Source organism: Planctomycetia bacterium, assembly GCA_015075745.1.
Lineage (GTDB): Bacteria > Planctomycetota > Phycisphaerae > UBA1845 > UTPLA1 > UTPLA1.
Genome location: JABTTW010000002.1, coordinates 100,270 through 123,917, shown reverse-complemented (window position 1 = coordinate 123,917; position 23,648 = coordinate 100,270). Strand labels below are relative to the sequence as shown.

The window sequence follows — 23,648 nt, the reverse complement described above, 5'->3', positions numbered from 1 at the left end:
GAATTCCTGGTTTATGAACCCATCTGCAATCGGTCTGCAGCCCGCAGCCGATTGGGATGCTCAAGTTAGCGAGGCGGGCACTGTAGATCAATCCCTATCTTCTGACGAGCCGGCCCGCGTTTGACTCGAGGGGGCGGGGTGGGCTTGACATCCCCTCGGAGAGACGTCTAGTGTGCGGGCTTGTCCTGACCGGGATCGTTGCCATTGTTCAATCACGGAGGAACCCATGGCCTGCACCGTCGTCCGGCAGACTCACATCCCCGAGGTTAAGGTTCGACGCGGCAAAGTCCGCGACATCTACGACCTGGGCGACCGGCTGCTCCTGGTGGCGACCGATCGCATCAGCGCTTTTGACTGCGTGCTGCCCGACCCCATCCCCAATAAGGGGCGGGTCCTGACGGCCCTGTCGAAGTTCTGGTTTGACCTGGTGGGGTCAGAATACCCACACCATCTGATCGAGGTGATCGGCACCCAAGCACCGAAAGGGTTCGAGGCTTTCGCCGACCAACTCGCCCATCGCACGATGGTCTGCCGCAAGACGCAGGTCGTCCCGATTGAGTGCGTGGCGCGCGGATACCTTTCGGGCAGCGGATGGAAGGAGTATCTCGCCAACGGCACCGTCTGCGGCATCGCGCTGCCGGCGGGGCTGCGGCAATGCGACAAACTGCCGGAGCCCATCTTCACCCCGGCGACCAAGGAGGAGTCCGGGCACGACCAGAACATCAGCTTCGAGCAGGCCTGCGGCATCGTCGGCGAGGGCGTGATGCGGGAGCTGCGTGACAAGACCCTGTCACTGTATGCCCGGGCGTCGGAACATGCGCGGAAACAGGGGATCATCCTCGCGGATACAAAGTTTGAATTCGGCCAGTCGTCCGATGGGATTCTGCTGATCGACGAAGTGCTGACGCCGGACTCCAGCCGATTCTGGCCGGCCGACAAGTACGAACCGGGCCGCGACCAGGAGAGCTTCGACAAGCAATTCGTCCGCAATTTTCTCCAGGGCCTTTGCGACGCGGGGAAGTGGGACAAGACCGACCCGGCGCCGAGACTGCCGGAGGACGTCATCGCCGCGACGAGCGCGCGATACATCGAGGCGTACGAGCGTCTGACCGGCGAAACATTTGAGGCATGACGGCCGCGCGAGTTTATTCTTACTGAGCATCGGCGAGGGCCAGCATGTCGCAAGTCGGTCCGGCAACGCAAACCGCGCTGCGTCGTCTGCTCGGACCTGTCAGCGTCGCGTGCGTCGGGATCGGCGGAGCCATCGGATCGGGCATATTCGCCACGCCGGGGGAAGCGGCCAAGCACCTCAGTTCGCCGTGGGTCATTCTTGGGGTGTGGCTGGCGGCGGGCGTCATCACATTGCTTCAGAGCATGGTGACGGCGGAACTGGCGACACGATTGCCGAAGGCCGGTGGCGAGTATCAATTTCTCAAAGAGGCGTATGGCGAGTTCGCGGCGTTTTTCTTCGGTTGGTCGTTCACGGTCTTCATCGTCGGCGGTGGGGCGGGCACCATCGCCGCGGCATTCGGTACCTTTCTCGCGCAATTGCTGATGATGGAGCAGACCTGGGCGGAGCCCAGGCTCGGCTGCGCGGCCATCATCGCGGTGATGATCGTCAACGGCCTCGGCCTGCGCAGCGGCGCGGTCACGCAGAACATTCTCACCTTCCTGAAGACCCTCGCGCTTTTGGCGATTGCCGTCGGGGCCATGCTGATGGCCGGCCGGGTGACTCCCGCGACCCCGCCGGCTGACTCGGGGATCGTCGGGCACTCTTCGCTGAACGGTTTCCTGCTGGCGCTGATTCCGGCCTACTGGGCCTACAGCGGGGCCACGGACGCGGCCAAGCTGGCGGAGGAAACGCGCGATGTGCGCCGGGCCCTGCCGCTGGCCCTGCTCACGACGGTCGGCACGCTCACGGTCGTCTATTGCTTCTATAACTATGCCCTCCTCTGTGCGGTGACGCCGGGCGAGATGGCGGGGCGAACGAGCGTGCCCTCGCTGATCTTCGCGCGCAAGACCGGTTGGGGGGCGGACGAGTTGATTCTGGCGGCCAGCGCGCTGATCTGCCTCGGGGCGATCAGCTCCGTCTTTCTTGCCAACGTGCGGGTGACATACGCCCTGGCACGCGACGGGCTCACATTCAAGGTCCTCGGAAGGATGAGCCGGAACCAGGCGCCGATCGGATCGATTCTTGTCGGCGGCGCACTTGCCTGCTCGTTTGTTCTATACCGGGACTTCGCGGGCATTTTGCGAATTTATTTTCTCGGCAGCACGGTCCTCTTCGGGCTCACCTATGCAAGTCTGCTGGTTTTCCGCCGGCGGGAGAGAATGGCAGGCAATGCCGAACGGCCCGACGTATTTTACACACCGGCCGGCCCATTCGTGGCCGTCCTTCTGATCGGGATTGAGTTGGCCCTCGCGGTGAGCATCGTGGTGGATGATCTTCAAACCGGGAGCCGGGATAGTCTGTGGACCATCGCTCTGCTGGTGGGGCTGGCCCTGCTCTACGTGGTCTGGCGGTGGGCCCATGGAGGCGGCCGAATCGGCCAAGATCCAAGGTGACAATAGGCGAAAAAAGGGGCCAAGGGATCGAGGGGCCAAGGTGTCGAGGGTGAAGACCAGCGCGCCGATCGCGCGCAAGTCGAGCAAAATCGAAGGTGACATAAGGTGACACAAGCCTCACGGGAATTGTGCCAACACATGTGGCGGTCACGAGTTGGGGCGGTGCGACTTTTAGGTGGTTTTTTGGAAAGTGCGCGTGAAAACCGGAATCGGCTTTTCTTGAGTTCGTTGATTGCGTGCCAATCATGACGGTATCGCCTCCCGCATGTCTACCCTTGCTCGCCGTTCGCGCGGTTTGAGTTGGTTTGCAGCGAACAGGGAGAAGTTCGGATCGAGCCGGCGGCCTCGAATTGAGTCCCGTTCACGGGGCTTTCCCGAAGGGCTATTAGACTGGTCCTTTAGGGCCGGGATCGGTTGAGAAGGAAGCGCTCTCCCACCCCCCGCCGATGCCGCAAGTCGTCAATCATCGAATCATCACGAACGCGGCATCGGCGGGGGGTGGGAGAGCGGGGCGGGCCTATGGCGTCGGGCTCGGTCGACCGGGGCTCAAGCCCCGGCCTAATGGCCCTTCGGGAAAGGCCGTTGAAACGGCCTGACGAGGACCGCGTTCGAATGACGGCGCGAAAGTCAAAGAAGAATCGAATGCCCCTGATGTACCCCGCCTGATGTGCCCCGGAGTGAGTCATAGAAGGGAAAAGTCGCCTTATTCGTGTTTCTATTCCTGCCTTCGAATTTGCGGCGGTTCAAGTCGTCCCGTGCTTGGCGCGGATGAGCAAATGGGTTGCACGCGCGGTAGGATTAATGCGGTCCTACGACTTGGAGGCACGAAGGAGGCAAACAAATGGACGAGTCTGAAAGTAGATTCGAGACACTTGATAGTGAGCGCGGAACCATTGTGTTCCTTCTCGGAGCGGGCTGCTCGGCCGACTGTGAGGTGCCGGTCATGGCTCGCTTTTTGGAAGTCGCCAGATCGAGAATGCGCACAGCATCTGACAAGATCCGGAGGGACTACGAACGGACCTTTGAGTTTCGCAACAGCTGTGCGTCGATATCTCGAATCTTCGATCGCTGGTGGGATGATGTAGAGCAGCTTATGACTCAGGCACAAATAATGGAGATTGCCGAGGAAGACTTCGAGCGCGGAACTTCCAAAGCCATTTCTAGGGTGATCTGGGATGTATGCAGAAGGACGCGGAGCAAGCGCCCTTGCGGATATCTGACTTTCCGCTTGGCACTCCAATCTCTGATTATTGGAAGCCAGCGTAGCGAATGCCCGCGTCCCGTGATTATCACGACGAATTACGATCTCAATCTAGAGAGCGCGATCGCGGACCTCAGGTCGGTTGCGGAGGGCAATCCCCTATTGATTCACTATCCGGGAATTGAAACGCCGCTGGGGGAGGTTTTTATTCACAACGCCAAATTCCGAAACTCTCAGCATGAAGACGGGCCCCAAGCGGTCGAAGTTATTAGAGCGGTTTGCGCATTTCTGTAGCGATTCCGCAGTGCGTAAAGTAGCCGATGGCATCGCCGGGCGTCACGGCGGCAATCGCGCGGCCCATCGCCTTGCACAACGGCTCGAAGCTTCGCGCCGCCGCACTTCGCAGGTACTGCTTCACCTTTGACCACATCGGTTCAATCGGATTGAAGTCGGGCGAGTACGGCGGCAGGAACAAAGCGGTGGCGCCGACTTGAGCGATGGCCTCCATCGCGCCCGGGGCGTGGTGCGAGGCCAGGTTGTCCATCACCACGATGTCGTCCGGCTTGAGGGTGGGCGCGAGAACCTGGCGGACATAGGCCGTGAAGGCCGCGCCATCGATCGCCCCGGGCAACAGCATCGGCGCGGTGGGTCCGCTCAGCCGCAGTCCGCAGAGCATCGTCGTGGTCTGCCAACGGCCATTGGGCGCATGGGCCTTGACCCGCTGCCCGCGCGGGGCGCGGCCCCGCAGCCGCGTCAGGTTGGTCTTGGCCGAGCTCTCATCAATAAAAACAAGGCGATCCGGATCGAGGCCGCCCAGCGCCGCCTGCCAGCGCTGCCGCGCCGCCTTCACGTCCGGACGGTTCTGCTCATCCGCAAAGAGCGACTTTTTTTTAGCGACAGCTTCATCTTGTGGAGCGTGCGGCAAAGGTGGCCCAGGGTGACCTCCAGACCCAGCCGGTCGCGCAGTTCGGCCAGGGTCGCATCGGGCTGGGTCTCCACCAGCCTGCGGAGCCGCGCCTTTCGAGCGTCGTTGAGCTTCGGGATCGGTCCGGCCCGATGCGGCAACGGCGCGATGGTGCCGAGCTCACGCCGTCGCTGCTTCAGTCGCCGAACCCAGGCCGGCGACACCTCGAACGACTTCGCAACCCGCGTGGTCCCATGCCCGGCATCGCACGCCGCCAGCACCCGTTTTCGCAGATCCATCGAATAGGCTTCCATGCCAAAGTACTCCTTCGGCAACCAGCCTAACCTCTAGTGCACTATGGCGCTAGAGGGACGCGCAATCTGCTCTAAGCTTCACGGATCGGTGAATTGGTTTACCGCGTCTGATGGGCCTGCCGAATTGATGTGGTGGCCGAGTAGCTATCGCGGCAGTCCGCCAAGCATTACGGAATGGAAGTGCCAGCAATCGAGTTTCACCAATGAAAAGGCAGGCAGTGAACCGCTCATCGTTGCACCTGCACTTGAGAAGACGAGTTCGCAAAGTGCCATTCAGGCGCAGTGGCGATCGGCCATTCGCAACATCAAAAAGGCACGAGCGATAGTTATTGTTGGCTATAGCTTTCCAGAGACCGACGCCTTCATGAGCCGACTTCTCGCGGAGGGAATTCGGGACACTACCGGCCCCGATCGAATCTACATTATCAATTCCGACACGAGAGAGTCCTGGTGGGAGCGGGTTGCGTCAGCATTCTCAGTTTCTTGGTGGAAAATGGGAGTGCACGCCTTCGAAGGGGACTTTGCTACATTTTCATCAATCATGTGCGATTATTTTGCACACTACGGCCCCCAACTTGGCGGTCTGGCTGATGCACAATTTGGCGGCCTTGCGAATGCTTTGCGCCATGGACGCGTGATTAATGGAGAGATTGTTTCTCTCAAAGAGCGATTCCGCGGTTGAAAAGGTAGCGCTCAGAGGCACGGCGAGTTGCAAGCGTCCGCAAACGCTTGTGTCACCTTGAAACTAACGGCCCAATGGCGGCCAAAGGCGCGACGGAAAGCTTGCCGAACAGATCAGACGGCGAACAGGAGGTCGTCTTCCTTCGTCGCGGTTTTTCGCTTGGGCGCATTCCGCGGCGTGCCGGTCTTTGGGGCGCTGGTCAGCGGGTCCTCGACTCCGTCGAGCGCCGTTCCGGCCTTGGCGGCCTTCAATCGGGCGGCGGCCTGGTCGAAGTATTGCTTCGAAAGCTCGAAGCCGACCGGCTCCCGCGAGAGCTTTTTCGCCACGGCCAGCGTCGTGCCGCTGCCGGCGAAGGGGTCGAGCACCACGTCGCCCTCGTTCGAGCAGGCCCGGATGATCCGGCCCAGAAGCTGCTCCGGCATCTGGCAGCCGTGCCAGCCCTCGCGCTCCTTGAAGGTGCCGGCCACGCGCGAGAAATACCACGTGTCGCTCTCCGGCGTGAAACCCGTGGGGATGTCCTGCGGCCGAAGGATGAAGCCGCCCGCCGTCGGCGTGCCGATGGGCATCATCCACGTGTCGTCCGGAATCCGGCCGGTGGGGTTGGCCCGCTTGTCGGCATAGACGAGCTGCCGCGCCGATGGCACCCGAATGGCGTCGACGTTGAAGGTGAAGTCGTCGGGGTCCTTGACGAAGTGAAACAGGTGGGCGTGGCTGCGGGTGAACTTGCGCTTGCAATGGACGCCGAAGGTGTAATACCAGATGACCCAGCTTCGACAGGTAAAGCCCGGCGGCGGGGCGATCTTGTCGGCCTTCGCGGGTCGGCCTTTCTTCGTAGAAGTTCTGGTGGCCTTGGATGTCTTGGAGGAAGCGGGGAGGGCCTTCTTCGCCGACTCGACGAGCGGCAGCGTTGGGTAATCGCCCTGGGCGATGAGCTTCAACTCCGCCGCGTACTCGTCGCCGATGGCCAGCCAGAACGACCCGCTGGGCTTCAGGGCGCGCCAGGCGGCAGCCATCCAGTCGCGCGACCATGCGAGGTAGGCGGCGTGCTCCTGTCGGTCGTCGTATTCATCGTAGTCGTAGCCGATGTTGAACGGCGGATCGGCGAAGACGAGATCGACGCTGCCGCGCGGCAGGGCGTCCATGCCGGCGATGCAGTCACCGTGATTGACCTTGCCGATCTTCGGCTTCATGAGCGGCCTCCTGCCGGTTTGGCGTATCGCGGGGACACAGCGACGTACGGCTTGCCCAGCATTTTTTTGACGAGGATGATCTCGCCCATGTCGTTGCCTTCGATGAGGTGGCCGATCCACTGGAGCAGATACCCCGCGACAAAGAGCAGGGCCGGCCGCCACCAGAGGTCCCATCGCGATTCGGTAAGCTGCACCCCGGCGAGCACGAGCGCGGCGATGGTCAGCGGAATGCCGACCATGTGCAGCATGAAGGAGGTGCGGTTCTGGTGCCGCTCCAACCAATTCTGTAGCCAGGTGGGTTTCATAGGCCGCCAGTGTAGAGAAATCATCCGCCGGGAAAAGGGCCGAACCGCATTGAAGTTCCCGGGGAGGGCGTAACAATGTATTCGTGGACCAACCCACCGAACTTTCCATCGCCCGGCCGATTGAATTTCCGTACTTCGGGCCGTTTATCCCGGTGCGGCGCGGGACGCGCGGCATCGCGGCCCTGACGGCGCTGGGCTGCCTGGCGGTGCTGACGATCGCCGTCCTGCTCAAGCCCGACCCGCGCGGCTACGGCACGCACGAGGCGCTCTTCGGGGCATGGCCCTGCGGGTTCATCCTGACCACGGGATTGCCGTGCCCGACCTGCGGGATGACGACGTCGTTCGCCGAATTGATGCACGGGCATCCGATCAAGGCGTTTATCGTGCAGCCGGCCGGCGAGGTGCTGTGCCTGGCGACGATCGGCGGATTGATCCTGTCGCTCTACATTCTCGTGCGCGGCCGCGCGCCGGTGGTGAACTGGGAGCGGCTGGGGCCGATTCGGCTGACGGTGGGATTCGGCTTGATGCTGTTCGCCGGATGGGGATTCAAAATGGCACACGGACTGCTGGCGGGATCGCTCCCGGCAAGATAGGCTCAGCCCTCATGACGACCACAGAAATCCAAAAGGCCAACCGCGTGTCACGCGGCACTCGCAATCCGGCGATCTTGCGCCGGCTGACTTTCTATTCGCTCCTGGCCGTGATTCAGTTTTCCTTCGGCTGTCAGGCGCTCTATTTTTTGACGCCCGATGAGACGAAGGACGTCAAGGCGGAGTACGGCAAGATCGGCAAGGCCACGGTCGGCGTCGTCGTCTGGGCCGATCACGCCACGCTGGACGTCGACCCCAAGGCGCGGCGGCGCGTGTGCGATGCTGTTATCTACGAAATGAAGCGCAATCTGCCGGACGCCCGCTTCATCTCGGGTAAGAAGATTGCCGATTTCCAGGAAAATTCGGGGCTCGACTGGCAGGGCATGTCGCATCACGACGTGGCCCGCGAACTGAACTGCGACCTCGTCCTGCGCATCGACTTACTGGAATACACGACGCGTGCAGCGGACACGCGGGAGCTGCGCAAGGGCCGCGTGCACGGATCGGTGAGCCTTTACGACGGCTCCGACGCGGCCCGGCCCGATTCGTTGTACACCACAGACATTTCCGCCACCTTCCCGCCCAGCGGCGAGGCGAGCATCACCGATATGGATGAGTATGACCTGCTCCGTGCGGCCATCGAGCAGTTTGGGCAGGCGGTCGCGAAGAAGTTTTATGATCACAAGGAATCACTGCGAGGCCGAGATGCTCGTTAGTTTTGGACAGATCGGCATCAGGCATCGGGCGGTCCGGCTGCGGCAAGTCTCGGCAAGCGTCGGGTGCGTCCTTCTGATGTTCGCCTGCGCCTCCTGCGCGAACATGGCCGCCGCCTGGGCGAACATCACCGGCGGCGACTGGATTGAGGCGGAGTACAAGCTGAGCACCGCGCCGCTGCTGGTCCTTGTCGACGATCGCAGCAGTCTCGTCTCGGAGCCGAAGGCGATCCGAGAGGTTCATCAGACGATCTCGGAGATATTCCTGCAGTTCGACGTGAACAAGAATGTCATTCCCTTCCAGGATTGGCAGCGATTGCAATCAGATCCCAAGTACAACGGCATGTCGGCCCGGCAGATCGGCGAGCGGCTGGGGGCCGAGCAGGTGCTCACCATCAATGTCGAGAAATTCACGCTTCAGGGCGAGGGCGGCGCGCCGATTTTCAAGGGCATTTTCGTTTGCCGGATTAAGGTGATCTCGACCGAGCGCAAGTCGGACGTCCGGCTCTGGCCCGAAGGCGATGCCGGGAGGCGCGTCGAAGTCGAGACCGATGCCAAGCCGATGGACAGTGATACTTCCGCCGCCGATGTCGCCAAGGAATTGGGAATCAAGATGGGCCAAAAGGTGGCGGAGTACTTCTATGGCCGACGTGAGTTCGCCACCTGATGTCCGTACTTCACGTCATTGACGGCTCCACCGACGAGACGCAGTGCCAGATCATCGGCACTTTGGTCGATCGGCTTCGGCGCGATCGGGCCCGGCACGTGGTCTGCGCAGTCGACCCGGCCGCCCGTGAAATGGCAGCCGGCTTTGTTGGCCCGCCGGTCGAGCTGGCGCGGCAGCGTTTTTTTCCGTTGATGAGTCTTGCCCCGAGGCTGGGTGAGATCGCCCAATCGGCCGCGGCGGGCATTGTCCATGCGTGGGGGTTTCGGGCGGCTTCGATGTGCGCGGCCCGGCTGCCGGGTAAGCCGCTGCTGCTCACGCTGCTGAACCCCGACGCCACGACCCAAACGGCGCGGCTGGTGTCGGCGCTGCCGATGGAGGCGACAGTGGCGGTCGGGAGCCAGGTCATTCGCAGCCGGCTCTTGTCGGCCGGCGTTCCGCCCGATCGTGTCGTCGTGATTCGCGGGCCGGCGGACTTCGCGGCGATCAATGCGGCGCGACGGCAGGAGCTACGGCAGCGGGTCGTCGGTGAGGGCGGGCCGGTGGTGTTGATGAACGGCCCTGCGACGCGCGGCGGGGGGCAGTTCTATGGCATCTGGGCGTGCGCGGTGGTGAGCAAGGTGCTTGCGGGGCTGCGCGTGATACTTCCATACGATTCGACCGAGGCGCGGCGCCTAAAGCGCTTCGTGACACAGATTCAGATACCGGAGATGCTCATTGTTCCCTCATCTGCACTGACGTGGTCGCAGCTTGTCGCGTGCGCCGACATTTTCCTTTGTCCGGCCGTCGAGGAGACGTGCACCGAGCCGCTGGCCACGGCGATGGCGGCGGGGATTCCCGTCGTGGGCACTGCGGTGCGCAGTGTCGCGGAGGTCATCGCCGACAAGCACAACGGCCTGTTGTGCAAGCCGAAGGACCCGCGCGGGCTCGCGGCGAGGCTGCTGACGGCGATCGAGGACGCGGACCTGGTGCGGAAGGTGACGGAGGTGGCGCGGGGGCAGGCGTACGAGGTCTTCGGCATCCGTGATTTTGCGGACAACTACGCGCGATTGTACGAGAACCTGCTGGCAGGCCGGCACGCAGCCGAGGGGATCAAAGACACGGCAATGGTGGCCTGAGCGGTTGAGAACACGTCGCGCGTGAACGGGCCGTTCCCGCCGATACTCTTGATATGGAAGGGCTTCGGTACGTCTATCTGCGGCGGGTCATTGCGCCGATTCTCCGCGCGCTGGGGCCAAGGGTGAGCGAGCGGATGGCGCGGCGGTTGGCGCGTGGTGTGGCGGAGTTGGGCACGCCCGGCAGGCAGGTTGCTGAGCGACGAATCGCCGCCTGCATCGGAGCGACCAATGTTGACGAGCGGCCGGGGCGAATTGCGCTGGCGATGTATGAGCACGTTGCGCGATTCTGGATCGAGGCGCTGTTCATTCGGCGGCTGACGGAGGCGAAGTGGCGTCGGTATGTCACGATCGATGGCGAGGCGGAACTGGAATTGCTAGCGCAGTCGCGGCGACCGTGCGTGCTGGCGACGGCGTACTTCGGGAATCCGGCGGTCGCGGCGGCGGCGCTGGGGCACATCTTCCGCCCCATCCACGTCGTCGCTGATTATCTCGCCCAGCCGCAGCTTCGGGCATGGCAGCGTGAGCTTTACGGCCTGTCGCAGGTGCGGGTCATACAGCGTCATGAGGCAGGGGCGATGATTCCGCGAGTGCTGGAAAACGGTGGCGCGGTGTTTCTGATCTGCGAGCAGGAGCGCGTGCGCGGCCCGGCCGTCGAAACAGAATTCCTCGGACGGACGCTTCGCTGCTATCCGACGCTCGATCGATTAGCGCAATGGTATGGAGCGACTGTCGTTCCCGTGACCTGTCATCGAAACGATGCGCCGTTTTCATTTACGATTCAGGCAGAGGATGGGATTGTCTATTCGCCCGATGTCGGAGACGTGACGCGCCAAGCGCTGAGTGCGCTCGAGGTCGCGGTTCGGCGCAGGCCGGAGCAATACTTGTGGTCCATGCCGTTGGTGAACAGGAACGCGGAGTCGATCACTCGTAGGGAAAGCGAATCGGCGTCGTGCCCCAGAAGAAATCGAAGAGCGACGGGCTGGCAAAGGCCGTCAGCGGGGGACACACGGCAGGGAGATTCGGCGGGGGGAGTTGCGCCTGTGCCCACGGTGTGATACCGAGGATGATGAGCCCTGCAAAGGTGACGATGCGCGACCACGACCACTTCGAGCCGTGCGTCTCGTTCTGTTCTGGGGAAACGGGCTGGGTGGGTTCGGGCGGTAGTGGCTTTGGCAGTTGCTCCATGACTCCTATAACGGACAAGCGCGGCCCCGGACTCGACAAACGATTCCGTAAGAAGGCGCAGTTATGGGGCGTTTCCTGGTCATCACCCATTGATCGTCCGTTAAGATAGGGCTTTGACGGCGAGGCGCATGGGGCTATCCTGCCCCGAACCGTTTGCGCCTCTGATAGCGCGAGAATCCGTTGTACACAGGCATCACTGTCACCTCAGTCACTCGCAGAGGACAATATGCAGCCCGCCGCGAACTCCCCCGGACAAATCGGATCGGAAAAAACCTTCCTCGGTCACCCCCTGGGACTTTACGTGCTGTTCTTCACCGAGCTGTGGGAACGGTTCAATTTCTACGGGATGCGGGCGCTCCTGATCTTCTACATGACGAAGGTCTTTCTGTTCGACGACCGATTCGGCCCGCTGTCATACGGTGCTTACAACGGACTCGTATATGCGACGCCGCTGTTGGGCGGGTTCTTAGCGGATCGGATCCTCGGCTATCGGCGCGCCATCATCCTGGGCGGCGTCCTGATGGCCATCGGTGAATTCGGACTGGCGGCCGCCGGCTTAGGAATCATCACGCAGGGACTAACTTCGTTTTATGTCTCACTCGGCTTCATCATCGTTGGCAATGGGTTCTTCAAGCCCAACATTTCGACGATCGTGGGCAGCCTCTATTCCCCCGGTGACGCTCGACGCGATAGTGCGTTCACAATTTTCTATATGGGCATCAATGTCGGGGCCACGGTCGCACCACTGGTCTGCGGGACGATTGGCGAGACCTACGGATATCACTATGGATTCCTCATCGCGGGGATCGGCATGGTCCTGGGCCTCGTCACCTTCCTGACATTTCGCCGTCATCTTGGCGACAAGGGCCTTCGTCCCAAGGCGGTGAGTCCGACGGCCATAGAGGCGTTGTTCACGAAACGAGAGATTCTGACGTATGTTCTTGCGATTATTCTTGTTCCCATCGCCGCTTTTCTGGTTTCCAAGCCGGACTATGTCGCGGAGTATGCCAGCCCTGTCGCGGCCGGCGCATTTCTTGTTTACATCGTATATGAGGCGTCCAAATCGACGATTATCGAGCGGCATGGTATTTTCGTGGCCATTATCCTGACGATCGCTTCGCTGGCCTTTTGGGCCGCATTCGAGCAGGCGGGCAGCTCCATCAATCTCTTTACGGATCGTCACATCAATCGAAACATCTTTGGGACCGAGTTGAAGGCTTCCAGTTTCCAGTCGGTCAATGCCATCTTTATCGTCCTGCTCGCACCCGTGTTTTCGTGGCTTTGGGTGCGGCTGGATCGCGCCGGGCTCAATCCGTCGTCGCCGGTGAAGTTTGTCTTCGGGCTTGTCCTTGTGGGCGCGGGCTTTGTATTCCTCGTGTTCGCGGCCAGGCAGACGAACGACGGAGCCAAGGCGGGCATGTACCTGCTGCTGCTCTGCTATCTGATCCATACGATGGGGGAGTTGTGTCTCTCGCCGGTCGGCCTCTCCATGATCACGAAGATGGCCCCCGCTCGTCTCGGCGGAACGATGATGGGCTTTTGGTTTCTCTTTACCGCATTCGCCCACATCGTGGCCGGAAAACTGGCGAGCAAGGAGCCGGATTGGGGGTTTGAGAAGCTTTTCTTCCGGATCATGCTCGGCGGCATCGCCGCGGGCTTGATCCTGCTGGTGATCAGTCCGATTGTGAAGAAGTGGGAGAGAGAGAAGCTCGCGGAGAACAAGGCCGCCGGCTGATCCGCAGGGCTTTCCCAAATGGCTCGCTGACGAGAATCAAGAGCAGAGCGCTTTGGGCCCAGCAGATTGGTCATTGGGAGCGGGGCGCCCCCGGACCGATCACACCTGACATCGGGCTCGTTCGGCGGCGTTGGGCATCAATGATGCCCGGCCGGTGGGGCGGGCCTGTCCGGGTCGTGCGGCAGGGCCTTGGCACGGCAGGAGTCGAAGTAGGCGAAGACGCAGAGGGCGAGGAAGGCGATTAAGCCGAGCCAGTTTGAAATCGACACGTATCCATCCGGATTGCTCAAATGGCTGGGCATTTCCAACCATCCCATCAGATCGAAGCTCTTTAGATATTCATCGTCAATCGCCGTCAGCACGCTGATGACGACGCCGATGATTGCGCCACCGGCGATCAGGCCGGATGCAATCAGGATGCCCTTGTCGCTGCGGGCCTTGCTGAGTCCGGCGTCTTTAGAGCTCCTGGCCACCATGGCGGCGATGATCGCGCCGACGAGGATCGGCGTATTCAATTCCATGGGCAGATACATTCCCAACGAAAATGCGAGACCCGACACCCCGAGCATCGTGACCAGAATTGCGATCATGACGCCGACGCCGTACATCACCCAGGGGACGGACCCGCCGCCGACAAAGCTCTGAAGGGCGCTGGCCATGACATTGGCCTGCGGGGCGGCGAGCGCCTCCGGGTTGGCGACGGGGTCGTAGCCCTTCGTGCCGGCGAGAAACATGATCGTTCCCGTGACCACGACGGACGCAAGAAGCGATGCGATGATGGCGCTGTATTGGATCTTGCGCGGACTCGCTCCGATCCAGAAGCCCAGTTTGAACTCTGTCACCAGCGTGCCGGCCATTGAAAGGGCCGAGGCGACAACGCCGCCGACGAGCAGGGTGGCGAGCATGCCCGCCTCATTTTTGGGCAGGCCGGCTGCCAGAAGGACGACGGCGGTGATGATGATGGTCGTGACGGTCATACCGGAAATCGGCGTGACGGAGATCATGGCGATGGCCCATGCAGAGACAGTGGTAAAAAGGAAGGCCACGCCGAGGGCAAGAACGACGGAGATCACAGTGAGTCGCCAGGGACTATCCATGTCCACCATCACCACGTATCGGAAGAAAACGAACATGATGACGGTGATGGCAATGCCGATCGCGAGCAGACCTGGATAGCTAATGTCCTGGTCGGTGCGGTCTTCCTGCGCGACCGTGCCTTTTGAGGCGATCAAACCGCCGAGGGCCTGCCGCAAGGCGGTGATGATGACGTTTCCCATCTTAAAGATGGAAATCAGTCCGGCCGCGAAGATACCGCCGATGCCGATGTTTCGAGGGATTGCGCGGAAGATGTCCTCCGCCTCAGCGGACCCTATCGACGGGTTCAACAGTTGGAGGTGCGCCAGATCGAGCGGCGCCAGAATGGGGATAATGACAAACCACGAGAGAAATGAGCCGGCGCAAATGATTGACGCATACTTGATGCCGATGATGAAACCGAGGCCCAGTAGCTCAGCGCCGGTCCCGAGGAAGAAGATGGCTTTTACCTCGTGGGTCAGTTTGTGGAGCTTGGGGATTGCCGCCGTGGTGAAGTTCTCGGTGAAGAGCTTCATCGCGCTCGACATCCAGTTGTAAGCCGCACCGAGGATGAAGGAATAAACAAGGACCATCGCCTGCCCGCCGGTCTGAGAGGCGCCGGTGACAAGAATCTCATTCGTTGCGGTCCCTTCCGGGAAGGGGAGCTTGCCGTGCATCTCCTTGACGAAGTACCTTCGAAACGGGACCAGAAAAGTGGCGCCCAGAACGGCGCCGAGGAAAGGAACGAGAAAGATCAGGAAGAACAGCGGTAGGCCGGACAGATTCAGCTTCTCATGAAGCTTGAGCACATATATCGCCGGCATGGTGAAGACCGTGCCACCGGCGACGATGCCGCTTGTGGTGCTGATGGCGAGGATGTTGACGTGTTCCAGGAGCGTCGTCGCACGACGACCGGTCTTGAGCAACAGCCCCGAGAGACCCACCGAGAGAATCGAAATCGGAATGGCCGTCTCGATCCCTTGGCCGACCTTCAGCGCGAGGTAGGTCGCGGCCATCGAGAAGATGATGTTCATCAGGATGCCGAAGGCGATGGAGCGGCCGGTGACCTCGGGGACTGTCACCTGGGCGGGGACCATCGGCGTGTAAGTCTCGCCGGGCTTCAGTTCGCGATAGGCGTTTTCGGGAAGGCGCGTGGCAACCTTGGGCTCTGACATGGCGGTCTCCGGGGGTCGAACGGCGAAACTGTCAGGACCGGGGGAATGTAACGCACGTGGCAGGCGGCGAAAAGGCCGCGCTGGCGGCGGCCATCGCTAGGATTTTTCCTTGCCCCAGAGCTGTGCCAGTTCGATCAGCACTTTGACGGCGCTTTCCATCTGCTCGAGGCAGGCGAATTCGAGCGGCGAGTGGAAGTTGTACATGCCCACGGAGAGATTCGGCGTGGGCAGGCCCTTCTCGCTGAGACGGGAGCCGTCGGTGCCGCCGCGGATGCTCTTGAAGCGCGTGATGAGGCCGGCGTTCTTGATGGCCTGATCGGCGAGCTTCACGGCGCGGGGGTCCTTGGTGAGGTACTCGATCATGTTGCGGTACTGCTCTTTGACCTCGATGTTGATGCGCGCACCGGGGTGCTCGGCCATGATCGTGTCGGCGACGGCGTGAAGAATCTTCGCCTGTTCGGCGAGTTCGGCGGTGACGAAGCTGCGCAGGAGGACGCGGACCTTGGTCTCGGGGACGCCGCCCTCGATGACATAGGGGTGCATGAAGCCGTCGCGGTTCTCGGTTGTCTCGGGCGCGAGGCGGTGCCAGGGCAGGCGATCGACGAACTGGGCCGCGAGGCGAATTGCGTTGATCATGCGGCCCTTGGCGTAGCCGGGGTGAATGTTCTTGCCGGTGATGGTGACGACGGCTACGTCGGCGGACCAGGTTTCGTTTTCCAGACCGGCCTCGCCGTCGCCGTCGAGGGTGTAGGCCACGGTCGCGCCGATCTTGGCGAGGTCGAGCTTGTCGGTTCCGCGGCCGACTTCCTCGTCGCAGGTGAAGACGATGCGGATGGGGCCGTGCTTGATCTCCGGGTGGGCCATCAAATGGGCGGCGGCCGTCATGATCGCGGCGAGGCCGGCCTTGTCGTCGGCGCCGAGCAGGGTGGTGCCGTCGGTGGTGATGAGGGTCTTGCCCTTGAGGGCGGCCATGCCTTCGGTTTCGTCGACGCGAATGACGCGGGTGGGGTCGCCGGGGAGTTGGATGTCTTTGCCGTCGTAGTTTTTGTGGATTATCGGCTTGACGTTTTTGGCGGTGAACTCCGGCGAGGTGTCCATGTGGGAGAGCCAGGAGATCGTCGGGGCGCCGGGGACGTTTCCGGGAATGGTGCCCATGACGATGCCGTGCTCGTCCATGGAGACGTTTTCAAGCTTCAGGGCCTTGAGCTCGTCGGCGAGGATGCGGCCGAGATCGAGCTGGCCGGGACTGCTGGGGTAGTCCTTCGTCTCTTCAACGGCGGTGGTTTCGACTTTGACGTAGCGAATGAATCGATCGAGCAGGGTATCCACGTTGCACCTCCACATGAGTAGATCGTAGCCCGTGTTTTACGAGGATATGGGGACTATCGCAAATGCGGGAAAGGGAATTCGCAGGCGTGGAGAATCCTCTTGGTACCTGTGATTCATTACAAGCCATCGGCAAACGATCTTCTCAGGATTGGGCGGCACTCAGAAAACGTGAAAACCCATGATTGAATATGCCGTCACTACAACCGAGAGGACAATCAAGAGAATACTTAATCCCGAACAGAGGGCAATGAGCAGGTGGCCGCCGAAATGCGCAATTCGGCCCCGTTCAAACAACAGCTCTGACCAAGCTCTGCGAAACACGCTCCAAATCAACATCACGCCCAGACACGTCACGATGAGCGGGCCCAACAGCAGCGGCGCCTTAAAGATTGCGTGCGACCAGCATAAATTGGTAAGTGAGGCGCTGATGGAGCCTGCGAACAGCGGCAACACGAATAGTGGTAATGCGAGGGTCCATCCGACCAGTGTCTTAACAAGATGCTCGGCAACCGATGCGGGGTCGTAGAAAAAAGTTTCGCCGTCGGAGGGATCGAACTGCCTACCGCACTCCGGGCAGCGTGAGTCATGGAGCCCGTAGAGCAGGTATCCGCAAGAAAGACATCGCGCCCCTTGCATGGAGGAACTACAGAACAGGGGTGTCGCAGACATGAGGGGACATTATATCGTTGACGCGGCAATATTTCGCGCGAGCGCTGGATACGCCGACCCACGAATGAGGGAGTGATTTGGGGGAAACTACAGCCGGAAGACGTTCTGGACGATGGTGTTCACCCAGTCGATGAGGGTGAAGTTGACCAGATTCTGAAGCTCGAAGTTCAGGGCCCCGATGGGGTCGGGGAAGCAGCCGGTTGCCTGGAACATGGGCAGGGCGGCGATGGCGATCATCGCGAGCCTGGCGCGGCGAAGGAGCCTTACGCGACGCAGGGCGGACCGGTTGTCTTTGGCTTGTCGCTTCATGTCATACCAACCCAAATATCGTATTGAAGATGATCGAGGTGATCGACTGGATCGTCACCGCCGCCGTGAGGACGATGTTCTCGGCGAAGACCTGCTGAAACGCCTGATCCGGCAGGCAGCCAATCTGCTGAAACAGGAAGGCGGCCGGCAACCAGCGTCCCCATCGCACGCATCCCTGCACAAATCTGCGGTTCATCCTCGGTCGATCTCCCTGAGACAAGCCCATGCCCTATATATCGGCCGACGGGCCGAATCGCAACTGTGCAAACGCGATGCCGCCGGTGGGGGGCCTCATTCATGTCGGCGGATGGTCTCCGGGGCCGCCGGCTCACTGCAGCGACACGGGATCGACGTCGACGGTTAGCGTCTTCACGCTTGACTTCAGCGTCCCTTCCGACTTGAACAGGTCGATGGCCGAGAGCATGGCGCCGGCGGTGTCGAAGGTCAGTTGAATGTCCATCCGATAGCTGTCGCGGAGCCGCTTGATGGGGCATGGCGAGGGGCCGAAGACCGATGCGGCGATGCCGCGCCGCTCGAGCGCGGCATCCAGCTCCTGCTTCAACGCATCCCCGGCCTTTTGCAGCTTGGTGTAGAGCGGGTCGGCGATGATGATCCGCATCATGCGCGTCCACGGGGGCAGCTTCGCGCGGCGGCGCTTCTGAAGTTCGCCGTCGGCGAAGGCCTCGTAATTGCCCGCGACGGCGTGACGAATCGGGTCGGCATCGGCGGCGAAGGTCTGGACAACGACGTGCCCCGGCGCATCGCCGCGGCCGCTTCTGCCCGCCACTTGCAGAACGAGTTGAAAGGTCCGCTCCTCGCTGCGGAAGTCGTTGAGACCCAGGGCGGTGTCGGCGCTAACGATGCCGACGAAGGAGACGAAGGGAAAGTCCAGCCCCTTGGCGATCATCTGCGTGCCGACGAGAAAGTCGAACTCGCGCCGTTCGAAGGCCGCGAGGATGTCGGCGTAGTCCTCGTTTTTCTGCATGGCGTCGCTGTCCATGCGCCGCACGCGGGCCGCGGGGAACTTGAGCCCCAGCTCCTCTTCGACGCGCTGGGTGCCGATGCCGAATCGGGAAAGCCTGCCGTCGCAATTCGACATGGGGCAGAACTTCGGCATCTCGACGCGCTGATGGCAATAGTGGCAATGGGCCAGGCCGGTCGACGCATGGAAGACCATGTGAACGTCGCAGTGGGGGCAGGTGTAAACGTACTTGCACTTGGGGCAATGCAGATATCCCGCGTAGCCACGGCGGTTGAGCAGCAGGACGGCCTGTTCCTTGCGAGCGAGGGTCGCATTCAGGTGGTCTTCCATCGCGCGCGAGAGCATATGAACGCCGGAACGCTCGTGGTGTTCCTGGCGCATGTCGACGAGGTACACCTGCGGCATGGCGAGGCCGCGGACGCGCGTGGGCATACGCAGGAGTTGATAGTGCTTGCGCTGGTGGGCGTTCTTCCAAGTCTCCAGCGACGGCGTGGCCGAGCCGAGGACGACGGGGATGCCTTCGAGATTTGCCCGTTGAATGGCGACGTCGCGCGTGTGGTAGCGCGGGGCAGCGAGATTCTTGTAACTGGGTTCCGCCTCTTCATCGACGATGATGACGCCGAGGGACGGACAGGGGGCGAAGACGGCGCTGCGCGTGCCGATCACGACGGGTATCTCGCCTCGCGCGATGGCCGACCAGGCACGGGATCGCTGCACGCCGGAGAGGCCGCTGTGCAGGACGGCCACGCGCTCGAAACGTGTCTGCAATCGACGGACGGTTTGCGTGGTCAGGGCGATCTCAGGCACGAGCATGATTGCCTGTCGTCCTGCCGCGAGAACCTGGCGAATGGCGCTGACGTAGACCTCGGTCTTGCCGCTGCCGGTGACGCCGAAGAGCACCTGGACGGAGAACTTGCCGCTTGTTACCGCCTCTCCGATCTTGCCGATCGCCGATTGCTGATCGTCGGAAAGCTCGAAATCAGGATGGTGCGGTGAGGGGTTTGCCTCAACCGGGGAGACCTCCTCCATGACGATCTCGACCGTGACAAGTCCCTTTTTCTCCAGTCCGGTCACGACGGCCGGGGTGCATCCGGCCAGATCGCAGAGCCGTCCAATCTCAACTTGTCCCTCGCGGCGCAGGGCCTGGACAACCGCCTGCTGCTTGGCCGACGCGAGTTTGTCTTCACCCAACGTTTTGGCAATATCTTCTGCAAGTCGGACGTACTTGACTCTCCGGCGGCCGGCCCGCGCTTTGGCTGCTGCGGGGATCATCATGTCCAGTGTGTGGCCGAGGTATGAGCAATAGTACCGCGACAGCCATCGGCCAAGTTCGAGCAACTTCGGGCCGATCATCGGCGTCTCGTCCACCACGCTGATGATCGTCTTGAGCGTGGAAGCCCACTCCTGCTTGCTGACGTCGACGCAGAAGGCGACCCGCGGCCGGCCGGAGCGACCGAACGGGACCTCCACGCGCATGCCGGGCTTTAATCGCTCCGCCAATTCGTCGGGGACGAGAAAGCTATAGGTCTTGTCAATCGGGGCCAGTGGGGCGATGGTGGCGACGAGGGCGTGGCGCAAGACCGGCGGCTCGATCAACGAAGGCGTGGCGCGATCAATGCGGCTGCGCGACATGATGAACTGAGAACGCCCTTTCCGTGAGCAACGTACAGCAGAAAAACTGAGCAATTTCGGCGGATTCGATGCCGCATGCGTCGCCCGCTATTATACGCCGACGCGCCGACCTTACGGACGCACCCCAAAGAGGCACTGTGAATTGATGTCGCGCCCGATGGTCGAAGTCAGTCAGCTCGTCAAGGTCTTTCCCACCACGGAGGGGGGAGAGAAGCGTGCGGTGGACGGCCTTTCTTTCACCGTTGCGGCCGGCGAGATCTACGGGCTGCTCGGTCCCAACGGCGCGGGCAAGACGACATGCCTCCGCATCATCAGCGGCCTGCTTACACCGACCTCGGGGACGGTGCATCTTTCAGGATTCGACGTGACCCGTCAGCGCGAGGATGCCAAGCGCTGTCTGGGTTATCTCACCGCCAGCACCGGGCTGTATCAGCGACTCTCCCCGCGAGAGTTGTTGAAGTATTTCGGGCAGCTTCTCGGTATGGAAGCCAACGCGGTAAAGCAGCGCATTGAGACGCTTATCGACTGGCTGGACATGGGTGAGTTCGCCGACCTCCGATGCGGCGGCCTTTCCACCGGGCAAAAGCAGCGAACCAACATCGCCCGGGCGCTCATGGGCGACCCGCCCATCCTGATCATGGATGAGCCGACGCTTGGGCTGGATGTCCTTACGAATCGCATCGTACTGGAGTTCATTCGCGCCGAGGCCGCCACCGGGAAGGCCGTGATTCTCTCGACGCACTATCTCGATGACGCCGAGTCGCTTTGTAACCGCTTCGGCCTGATTCACGAGGGCCGGCTTGTCGGCGAGGGCGACCTGGCGAGCCTTCAGGCCAAGTCGGGTAGACGGCGGCTGAGCGAGATATTCCTGAACCTCTGCGGACAGGAGGCGCACGTCCTCAAGCAGCGTCCGAACCTCCCGCCATCCGGCACTCAGCATTCTCGGGGGATGGCATGAAGCGCTACTCCCGAGTCGGTGTCGTGTTTCGCAAGGAACTGATCGAGACGCTGCGCGACCGGCGCACGCTCGCGGCAATGGTCCTTGTGCCCATCGTGCTTTATCCGGTGCTGATGGTCATCATCGTCGAGGCCCTACGCGTCGAGACCGGCCGCCGGCGGACCGAGCGCTACAGCGTTTGCGTGCCCGACGAATTGCACGAGCGATGGCTGCGCGGCGTGCTGAATCGCGAGGATGCGAGTTATACGACGCAGCCCGCCGCATCGCAGCCGGCCATCGACATTCAGGCGGCCAATCCGGCTGATGCGATCGTTGCCCGATTGCGATCCGACCAGGTGGATATCACCGTTCTGCCCGCCGACCAGTCATTGTGGGATGTGGTGGCCGATCATCGCTGCCATGCCGGCGTCATCATCGAGCCGCCGCCGAACCCGGAGGACCCCGCTGATCGGACGAACCGGGTGGTCCAGATTCTGCGATCGGATACGAATCCGCGTTCGGAGTTCGTCTATCAGCAACTGAATGGCATTTTCGCAGACGAGGCAGGGCGCATCGTTCGGTCGCGTGTCGCCGAATCGCCCGAGGGCGTCGGCACGCTCACGCCGATCATCACCCATAATCTGTCCACGTCGAGCCCCCAGCAGCAATTCGCACGCATTCTGGCTATGGTGGTGCCGTTTCTACTGGTCATCATGACCGTGACCGGGGCGCTGTATCCCGCGATCGACCTGACCGCCGGGGAGCGCGAGCGCGGAACGCTGGAGACGCTCGCCGTTTCGCCGGTGCCGGTGGGGCAGATCGTCGCCGGAAAGTTCGGCGTCATCGTGGCCATCGCCATGTTCAGCACCGCCTTGAACCTCGGCTCCATGACCGCCATGTTTCACTTCAGCAAGCTCGGCGAACTGGCGACCGAATTGCAGCCGCAATCGGAACTCGAAGTGACGACGCCGGACGGAGTGATCGAACGGGCAGAGTCTCGGCCGGCCAGCGGCATCCTCACTCAAAAGGACTACCTGAATCGCCGGAAGACGCTTGAGTCCGAGGCCGCCACCCAGCGGGGCTTCATCACCACCGCCGCGCCGATCGTGCTGTTGGCCATGCTGCCTTTCGCGGTCCTTGCGGGCGGCGTCATGCTGGCGACGTGCAGCTTTGCCCGGACATTCAAGGAAGCCCAAAACTACATGATGCCGGTGATGATGGCATTCATGATTCCCGCCATGATCGTGTCGTACATGCCGACGACCCGGCTTGAAGGCGTGCTGCTTGTCATTCCCGTCGCGAATATCGTCGTGCTGATTCGCGAGCTCTTCCTGGGCAACTATGACGTTCCGGCGATGAGCGTCTGCTTGTTGTCGACGACCTTCTACGCCGCGGTCGCCATCACTGTTGCGGCTCGGCTGTACGGCAACGAGGCGGTGCTTTTCTCCGACGTCGGCAGCTACAAGACCCTGTTCAAGCGGCGCTTCTTCAAGCCGCAGGAGGCGCCTTCTCCCGCCGCCGCGCTTCTGACCGTGGCGATGCTCTTCCCGCTTTATTTCTATTGGCAGTCGTATCTGCTGGACCTTTCCGATGAGCCGGGTCGGATCCGCATGGTCATTGGCCTGGGCCAGTTGCTTCTTATCGCCTTGCCGCCGCTTTTGCTTGCCTGGTATTTGAAGCTGGATCTGCCGAACACCTTTTCGCTCCGCGCGCCGAAGGCAATGCCGACCGCCGGCGCGCTGCTCATTGCCGCGGCCGTTGTTCCGGTTGCAAACCTGCTGCGGTCGATTCAGTTTCACTGGTTCCCGCCCGGCGAAGACATGCTCGGCAATCAGGCGGAGGCGATTCTTGACGGTCCGCTGTGGGTCGTTCTCATGGTCCTTGCCCTGACGCCCGCCGTCTGTGAGGAAGTGCTCTTTCGCGGCTATCTGCTCTCCGGCCTGCGACAGAAACTCAGCACGCCGATCCTGGCCATCATCGTCGGATTGATCTTCGGGCTCTTTCACATGCGCATCGAGCAGATACCGGTCCATAGCCTGATCGGAGCGCTCCTCGCGCTCGTCTGTCTGCGCACCGGCTCAATTCTTCCGGGCATGATCGTTCACTTTGCTAATAACGCCATTGCCGTCGCTGCCGGGACGCACGAGGGGCTGGCCAGGTTTTTCAGCGTTCCGACGACAGCCGAGGAACTCACTCGTCTTCATTTTGATATGCGCGACGCGGCATTCGCGGCGATTTTTGTGCTGGGGTTCATACTGCTGTTTGTCGGCCGTGCCCCCGAACGGGCGGACGAACGCCGTTTATCCCAATTATGAAAAAGAGCCCCGGAGAAACTCCCGGGGCTCTTCGTGTCATTTCTTGAATACGAAGGTGGC

Annotated in this window: 22 protein-coding genes; 12 read left to right on the top strand and 10 right to left on the bottom strand. The window is 61.7% G+C overall.

Translation table 11 applies throughout. From position 1 onward, the window contains the following. The first annotated feature begins 226 nt into the window (after positions 1-226). From HS101_14055 to HS101_14045, 3 genes are all read left to right on the top strand, one after another. Positions 227-1,132, top strand: coding sequence for a phosphoribosylaminoimidazolesuccinocarboxamide synthase (locus tag HS101_14055; GenBank protein MBE7507389.1), 906 nt, complete (start codon positions 227-229; stop codon positions 1,130-1,132). Positions 1,133-1,176: 44 nt separating this feature from the next. Continuing rightward, on the top strand, positions 1,177-2,565 hold the full coding sequence (locus HS101_14050) for an APC family permease (protein ID MBE7507388.1): 1,389 nt from the start codon (positions 1,177-1,179) through the stop codon (positions 2,563-2,565). 841 nt (positions 2,566-3,406) lie between these two features. Continuing rightward, positions 3,407-4,060 carry a hypothetical protein gene (locus HS101_14045; GenBank protein ID MBE7507387.1) on the top strand — a complete coding sequence of 218 codons (654 nt, stop codon included), beginning with the start codon at positions 3,407-3,409 and terminating at the stop codon, positions 4,058-4,060. Here HS101_14045 and HS101_14040 read toward each other — a convergent pair. Together HS101_14040 and HS101_14035 are read right to left on the bottom strand one after the other, a co-directional pair. Continuing rightward, positions 4,035-4,616, bottom strand: coding sequence for an IS630 family transposase (locus HS101_14040; protein ID MBE7507386.1), 582 nt, complete (start codon positions 4,614-4,616; stop codon positions 4,035-4,037). The genes HS101_14045 and HS101_14040 overlap by 26 nt on opposite strands. Further along, the gene (locus HS101_14035; protein ID MBE7507385.1) at positions 4,613-4,984 is read right to left on the bottom strand and encodes a transposase; all 372 of its coding nucleotides are present in this window, start codon (positions 4,982-4,984) and stop codon (positions 4,613-4,615) included. The genes HS101_14040 and HS101_14035 overlap by 4 nt, the downstream gene beginning before the upstream one ends. Before the next feature lie 88 nt (positions 4,985-5,072). On the opposite strand from HS101_14035, the gene HS101_14030 reads away from it, so the two are divergent. Then, positions 5,073-5,666 (top strand): hypothetical protein, encoded by a 594-nt coding sequence (locus HS101_14030; protein ID MBE7507384.1) that lies wholly within the window; start codon positions 5,073-5,075, stop codon positions 5,664-5,666. A 113-nt stretch (positions 5,667-5,779) separates the two neighbouring features. Here the strand turns inward: HS101_14030 and HS101_14025 are convergent, their stop codons facing one another. Further along, a complete protein-coding gene (locus tag HS101_14025; protein ID MBE7507383.1) occupies positions 5,780-6,856 on the bottom strand; it encodes a site-specific DNA-methyltransferase in 1,077 nt (358 codons plus the stop codon). Continuing rightward, positions 6,853-7,161, bottom strand: coding sequence for a DUF962 domain-containing protein (locus tag HS101_14020; protein MBE7507382.1), 309 nt, complete (start codon positions 7,159-7,161; stop codon positions 6,853-6,855). The genes HS101_14025 and HS101_14020 overlap by 4 nt, the downstream gene beginning before the upstream one ends. An 83-nt stretch (positions 7,162-7,244) precedes the next feature. Between HS101_14020 and HS101_14015 the strand changes: the two genes are divergently transcribed. From HS101_14015 to HS101_13990, 6 genes are all read left to right on the top strand, one after another. Next, positions 7,245-7,754 (top strand): DUF2752 domain-containing protein, encoded by a 510-nt coding sequence (locus HS101_14015; protein MBE7507381.1) that lies wholly within the window; start codon positions 7,245-7,247, stop codon positions 7,752-7,754. A gap of 11 nt (positions 7,755-7,765) precedes the next feature. Further along, positions 7,766-8,467, top strand: coding sequence for a hypothetical protein (locus tag HS101_14010; GenBank protein MBE7507380.1), 702 nt, complete (start codon positions 7,766-7,768; stop codon positions 8,465-8,467). Next, complete coding sequence (locus HS101_14005) at positions 8,427-9,131, top strand: hypothetical protein (protein MBE7507379.1); 705 nt, start codon at positions 8,427-8,429, stop codon at positions 9,129-9,131. Before HS101_14010 ends, HS101_14005 begins: the two co-directional genes overlap by 41 nt. Further along, the gene (locus tag HS101_14000) at positions 9,131-10,246 is read left to right on the top strand and encodes a glycosyltransferase family 4 protein (protein ID MBE7507378.1); all 1,116 of its coding nucleotides are present in this window, start codon (positions 9,131-9,133) and stop codon (positions 10,244-10,246) included. Before HS101_14005 ends, HS101_14000 begins: the two co-directional genes overlap by 1 nt. A gap of 53 nt (positions 10,247-10,299) precedes the next feature. After that, a complete protein-coding gene (locus tag HS101_13995) occupies positions 10,300-11,301 on the top strand; it encodes a hypothetical protein (protein ID MBE7507377.1) in 1,002 nt (333 codons plus the stop codon). A 356-nt stretch (positions 11,302-11,657) separates the two neighbouring features. Then, a complete protein-coding gene (locus tag HS101_13990; protein MBE7507376.1) occupies positions 11,658-13,166 on the top strand; it encodes a peptide MFS transporter in 1,509 nt (502 codons plus the stop codon). Between the two features lie 137 nt (positions 13,167-13,303). On the opposite strand, the gene HS101_13985 is transcribed toward HS101_13990, so the two are convergent. The 6 genes from HS101_13985 to priA form a co-directional block, all read right to left on the bottom strand. Next, entirely contained in the window at positions 13,304-15,415 is a 2,112-nt protein-coding gene (locus tag HS101_13985; protein ID MBE7507375.1) for an oligopeptide transporter, OPT family, read from the bottom strand. A 96-nt stretch (positions 15,416-15,511) separates the two neighbouring features. Further along, the gene (gene pepT, locus HS101_13980; protein MBE7507374.1) at positions 15,512-16,759 is read right to left on the bottom strand and encodes a peptidase T; all 1,248 of its coding nucleotides are present in this window, start codon (positions 16,757-16,759) and stop codon (positions 15,512-15,514) included. Between the two features lie 144 nt (positions 16,760-16,903). Further along, entirely contained in the window at positions 16,904-17,413 is a 510-nt protein-coding gene (locus HS101_13975; protein MBE7507373.1) for a hypothetical protein, read from the bottom strand. 87 nt (positions 17,414-17,500) lie between these two features. Continuing rightward, entirely contained in the window at positions 17,501-17,722 is a 222-nt protein-coding gene (locus tag HS101_13970) for a hypothetical protein (protein MBE7507372.1), read from the bottom strand. A 1-nt stretch (position 17,723) separates the two neighbouring features. Beyond that, positions 17,724-17,918: a hypothetical protein gene (locus HS101_13965; protein ID MBE7507371.1), complete on the bottom strand. Its 195-nt coding sequence runs from the start codon at positions 17,916-17,918 to the stop codon at positions 17,724-17,726. Positions 17,919-18,050: 132 nt separating this feature from the next. Continuing rightward, positions 18,051-20,336 (bottom strand): primosomal protein N', encoded by a 2,286-nt coding sequence (gene priA / locus HS101_13960; GenBank protein MBE7507370.1) that lies wholly within the window; start codon positions 20,334-20,336, stop codon positions 18,051-18,053. A gap of 157 nt (positions 20,337-20,493) precedes the next feature. Here priA and ccmA point away from each other — a divergent pair, with 157 nt between their 5' ends. Both ccmA and HS101_13950 read left to right on the top strand, forming a co-directional pair. Next, on the top strand, positions 20,494-21,294 hold the full coding sequence (gene ccmA, locus HS101_13955; GenBank protein ID MBE7507369.1) for a heme ABC exporter ATP-binding protein CcmA: 801 nt from the start codon (positions 20,494-20,496) through the stop codon (positions 21,292-21,294). Continuing rightward, on the top strand, positions 21,291-23,588 hold the full coding sequence (locus HS101_13950) for a CPBP family intramembrane metalloprotease (protein MBE7507368.1): 2,298 nt from the start codon (positions 21,291-21,293) through the stop codon (positions 23,586-23,588). The genes ccmA and HS101_13950 overlap by 4 nt, the downstream gene beginning before the upstream one ends. Positions 23,589-23,648 lie beyond the last annotated feature (60 nt).

Excerpts from the sequence above, each read along its gene's own strand:
- ccmA (MBE7507369.1), top strand. The coding sequence starts at position 20,494 with ATGGTCGAAGTCAGTCAGCTCGTCAAGGTCTTTCCCACCACGGAGGGG.
- HS101_14035 (MBE7507385.1), bottom strand. The coding sequence starts at position 4,984 with ATGGAAGCCTATTCGATGGATCTGCGAAAACGGGTGCTGGCGGCGTGC.
- HS101_13950 (MBE7507368.1), top strand. The coding sequence starts at position 21,291 with ATGAAGCGCTACTCCCGAGTCGGTGTCGTGTTTCGCAAGGAACTGATC.
- HS101_13970 (MBE7507372.1), bottom strand. The coding sequence starts at position 17,722 with ATGAAGCGACAAGCCAAAGACAACCGGTCCGCCCTGCGTCGCGTAAGG.
- priA (MBE7507370.1), bottom strand. The coding sequence starts at position 20,336 with ATGTCGCGCAGCCGCATTGATCGCGCCACGCCTTCGTTGATCGAGCCG.
- HS101_14020 (MBE7507382.1), bottom strand. The coding sequence starts at position 7,161 with ATGAAACCCACCTGGCTACAGAATTGGTTGGAGCGGCACCAGAACCGC.
- HS101_13990 (MBE7507376.1), top strand. The coding sequence starts at position 11,658 with ATGCAGCCCGCCGCGAACTCCCCCGGACAAATCGGATCGGAAAAAACC.
- pepT (MBE7507374.1), bottom strand. The coding sequence starts at position 16,759 with ATGTGGAGGTGCAACGTGGATACCCTGCTCGATCGATTCATTCGCTAC.
- HS101_14025 (MBE7507383.1), bottom strand. The coding sequence starts at position 6,856 with ATGAAGCCGAAGATCGGCAAGGTCAATCACGGTGACTGCATCGCCGGC.
- HS101_13965 (MBE7507371.1), bottom strand. The coding sequence starts at position 17,918 with ATGAACCGCAGATTTGTGCAGGGATGCGTGCGATGGGGACGCTGGTTG.
- HS101_14050 (MBE7507388.1), top strand. The coding sequence starts at position 1,177 with ATGTCGCAAGTCGGTCCGGCAACGCAAACCGCGCTGCGTCGTCTGCTC.
- HS101_14055 (MBE7507389.1), top strand. The coding sequence starts at position 227 with ATGGCCTGCACCGTCGTCCGGCAGACTCACATCCCCGAGGTTAAGGTT.
- HS101_14005 (MBE7507379.1), top strand. The coding sequence starts at position 8,427 with ATGATCACAAGGAATCACTGCGAGGCCGAGATGCTCGTTAGTTTTGGA.
- HS101_13995 (MBE7507377.1), top strand. The coding sequence starts at position 10,300 with ATGGAAGGGCTTCGGTACGTCTATCTGCGGCGGGTCATTGCGCCGATT.
- HS101_13985 (MBE7507375.1), bottom strand. The coding sequence starts at position 15,415 with ATGTCAGAGCCCAAGGTTGCCACGCGCCTTCCCGAAAACGCCTATCGC.
- HS101_14010 (MBE7507380.1), top strand. The coding sequence starts at position 7,766 with ATGACGACCACAGAAATCCAAAAGGCCAACCGCGTGTCACGCGGCACT.
- HS101_14045 (MBE7507387.1), top strand. The coding sequence starts at position 3,407 with ATGGACGAGTCTGAAAGTAGATTCGAGACACTTGATAGTGAGCGCGGA.
- HS101_13975 (MBE7507373.1), bottom strand. The coding sequence starts at position 17,413 with ATGTCTGCGACACCCCTGTTCTGTAGTTCCTCCATGCAAGGGGCGCGA.
- HS101_14000 (MBE7507378.1), top strand. The coding sequence starts at position 9,131 with ATGTCCGTACTTCACGTCATTGACGGCTCCACCGACGAGACGCAGTGC.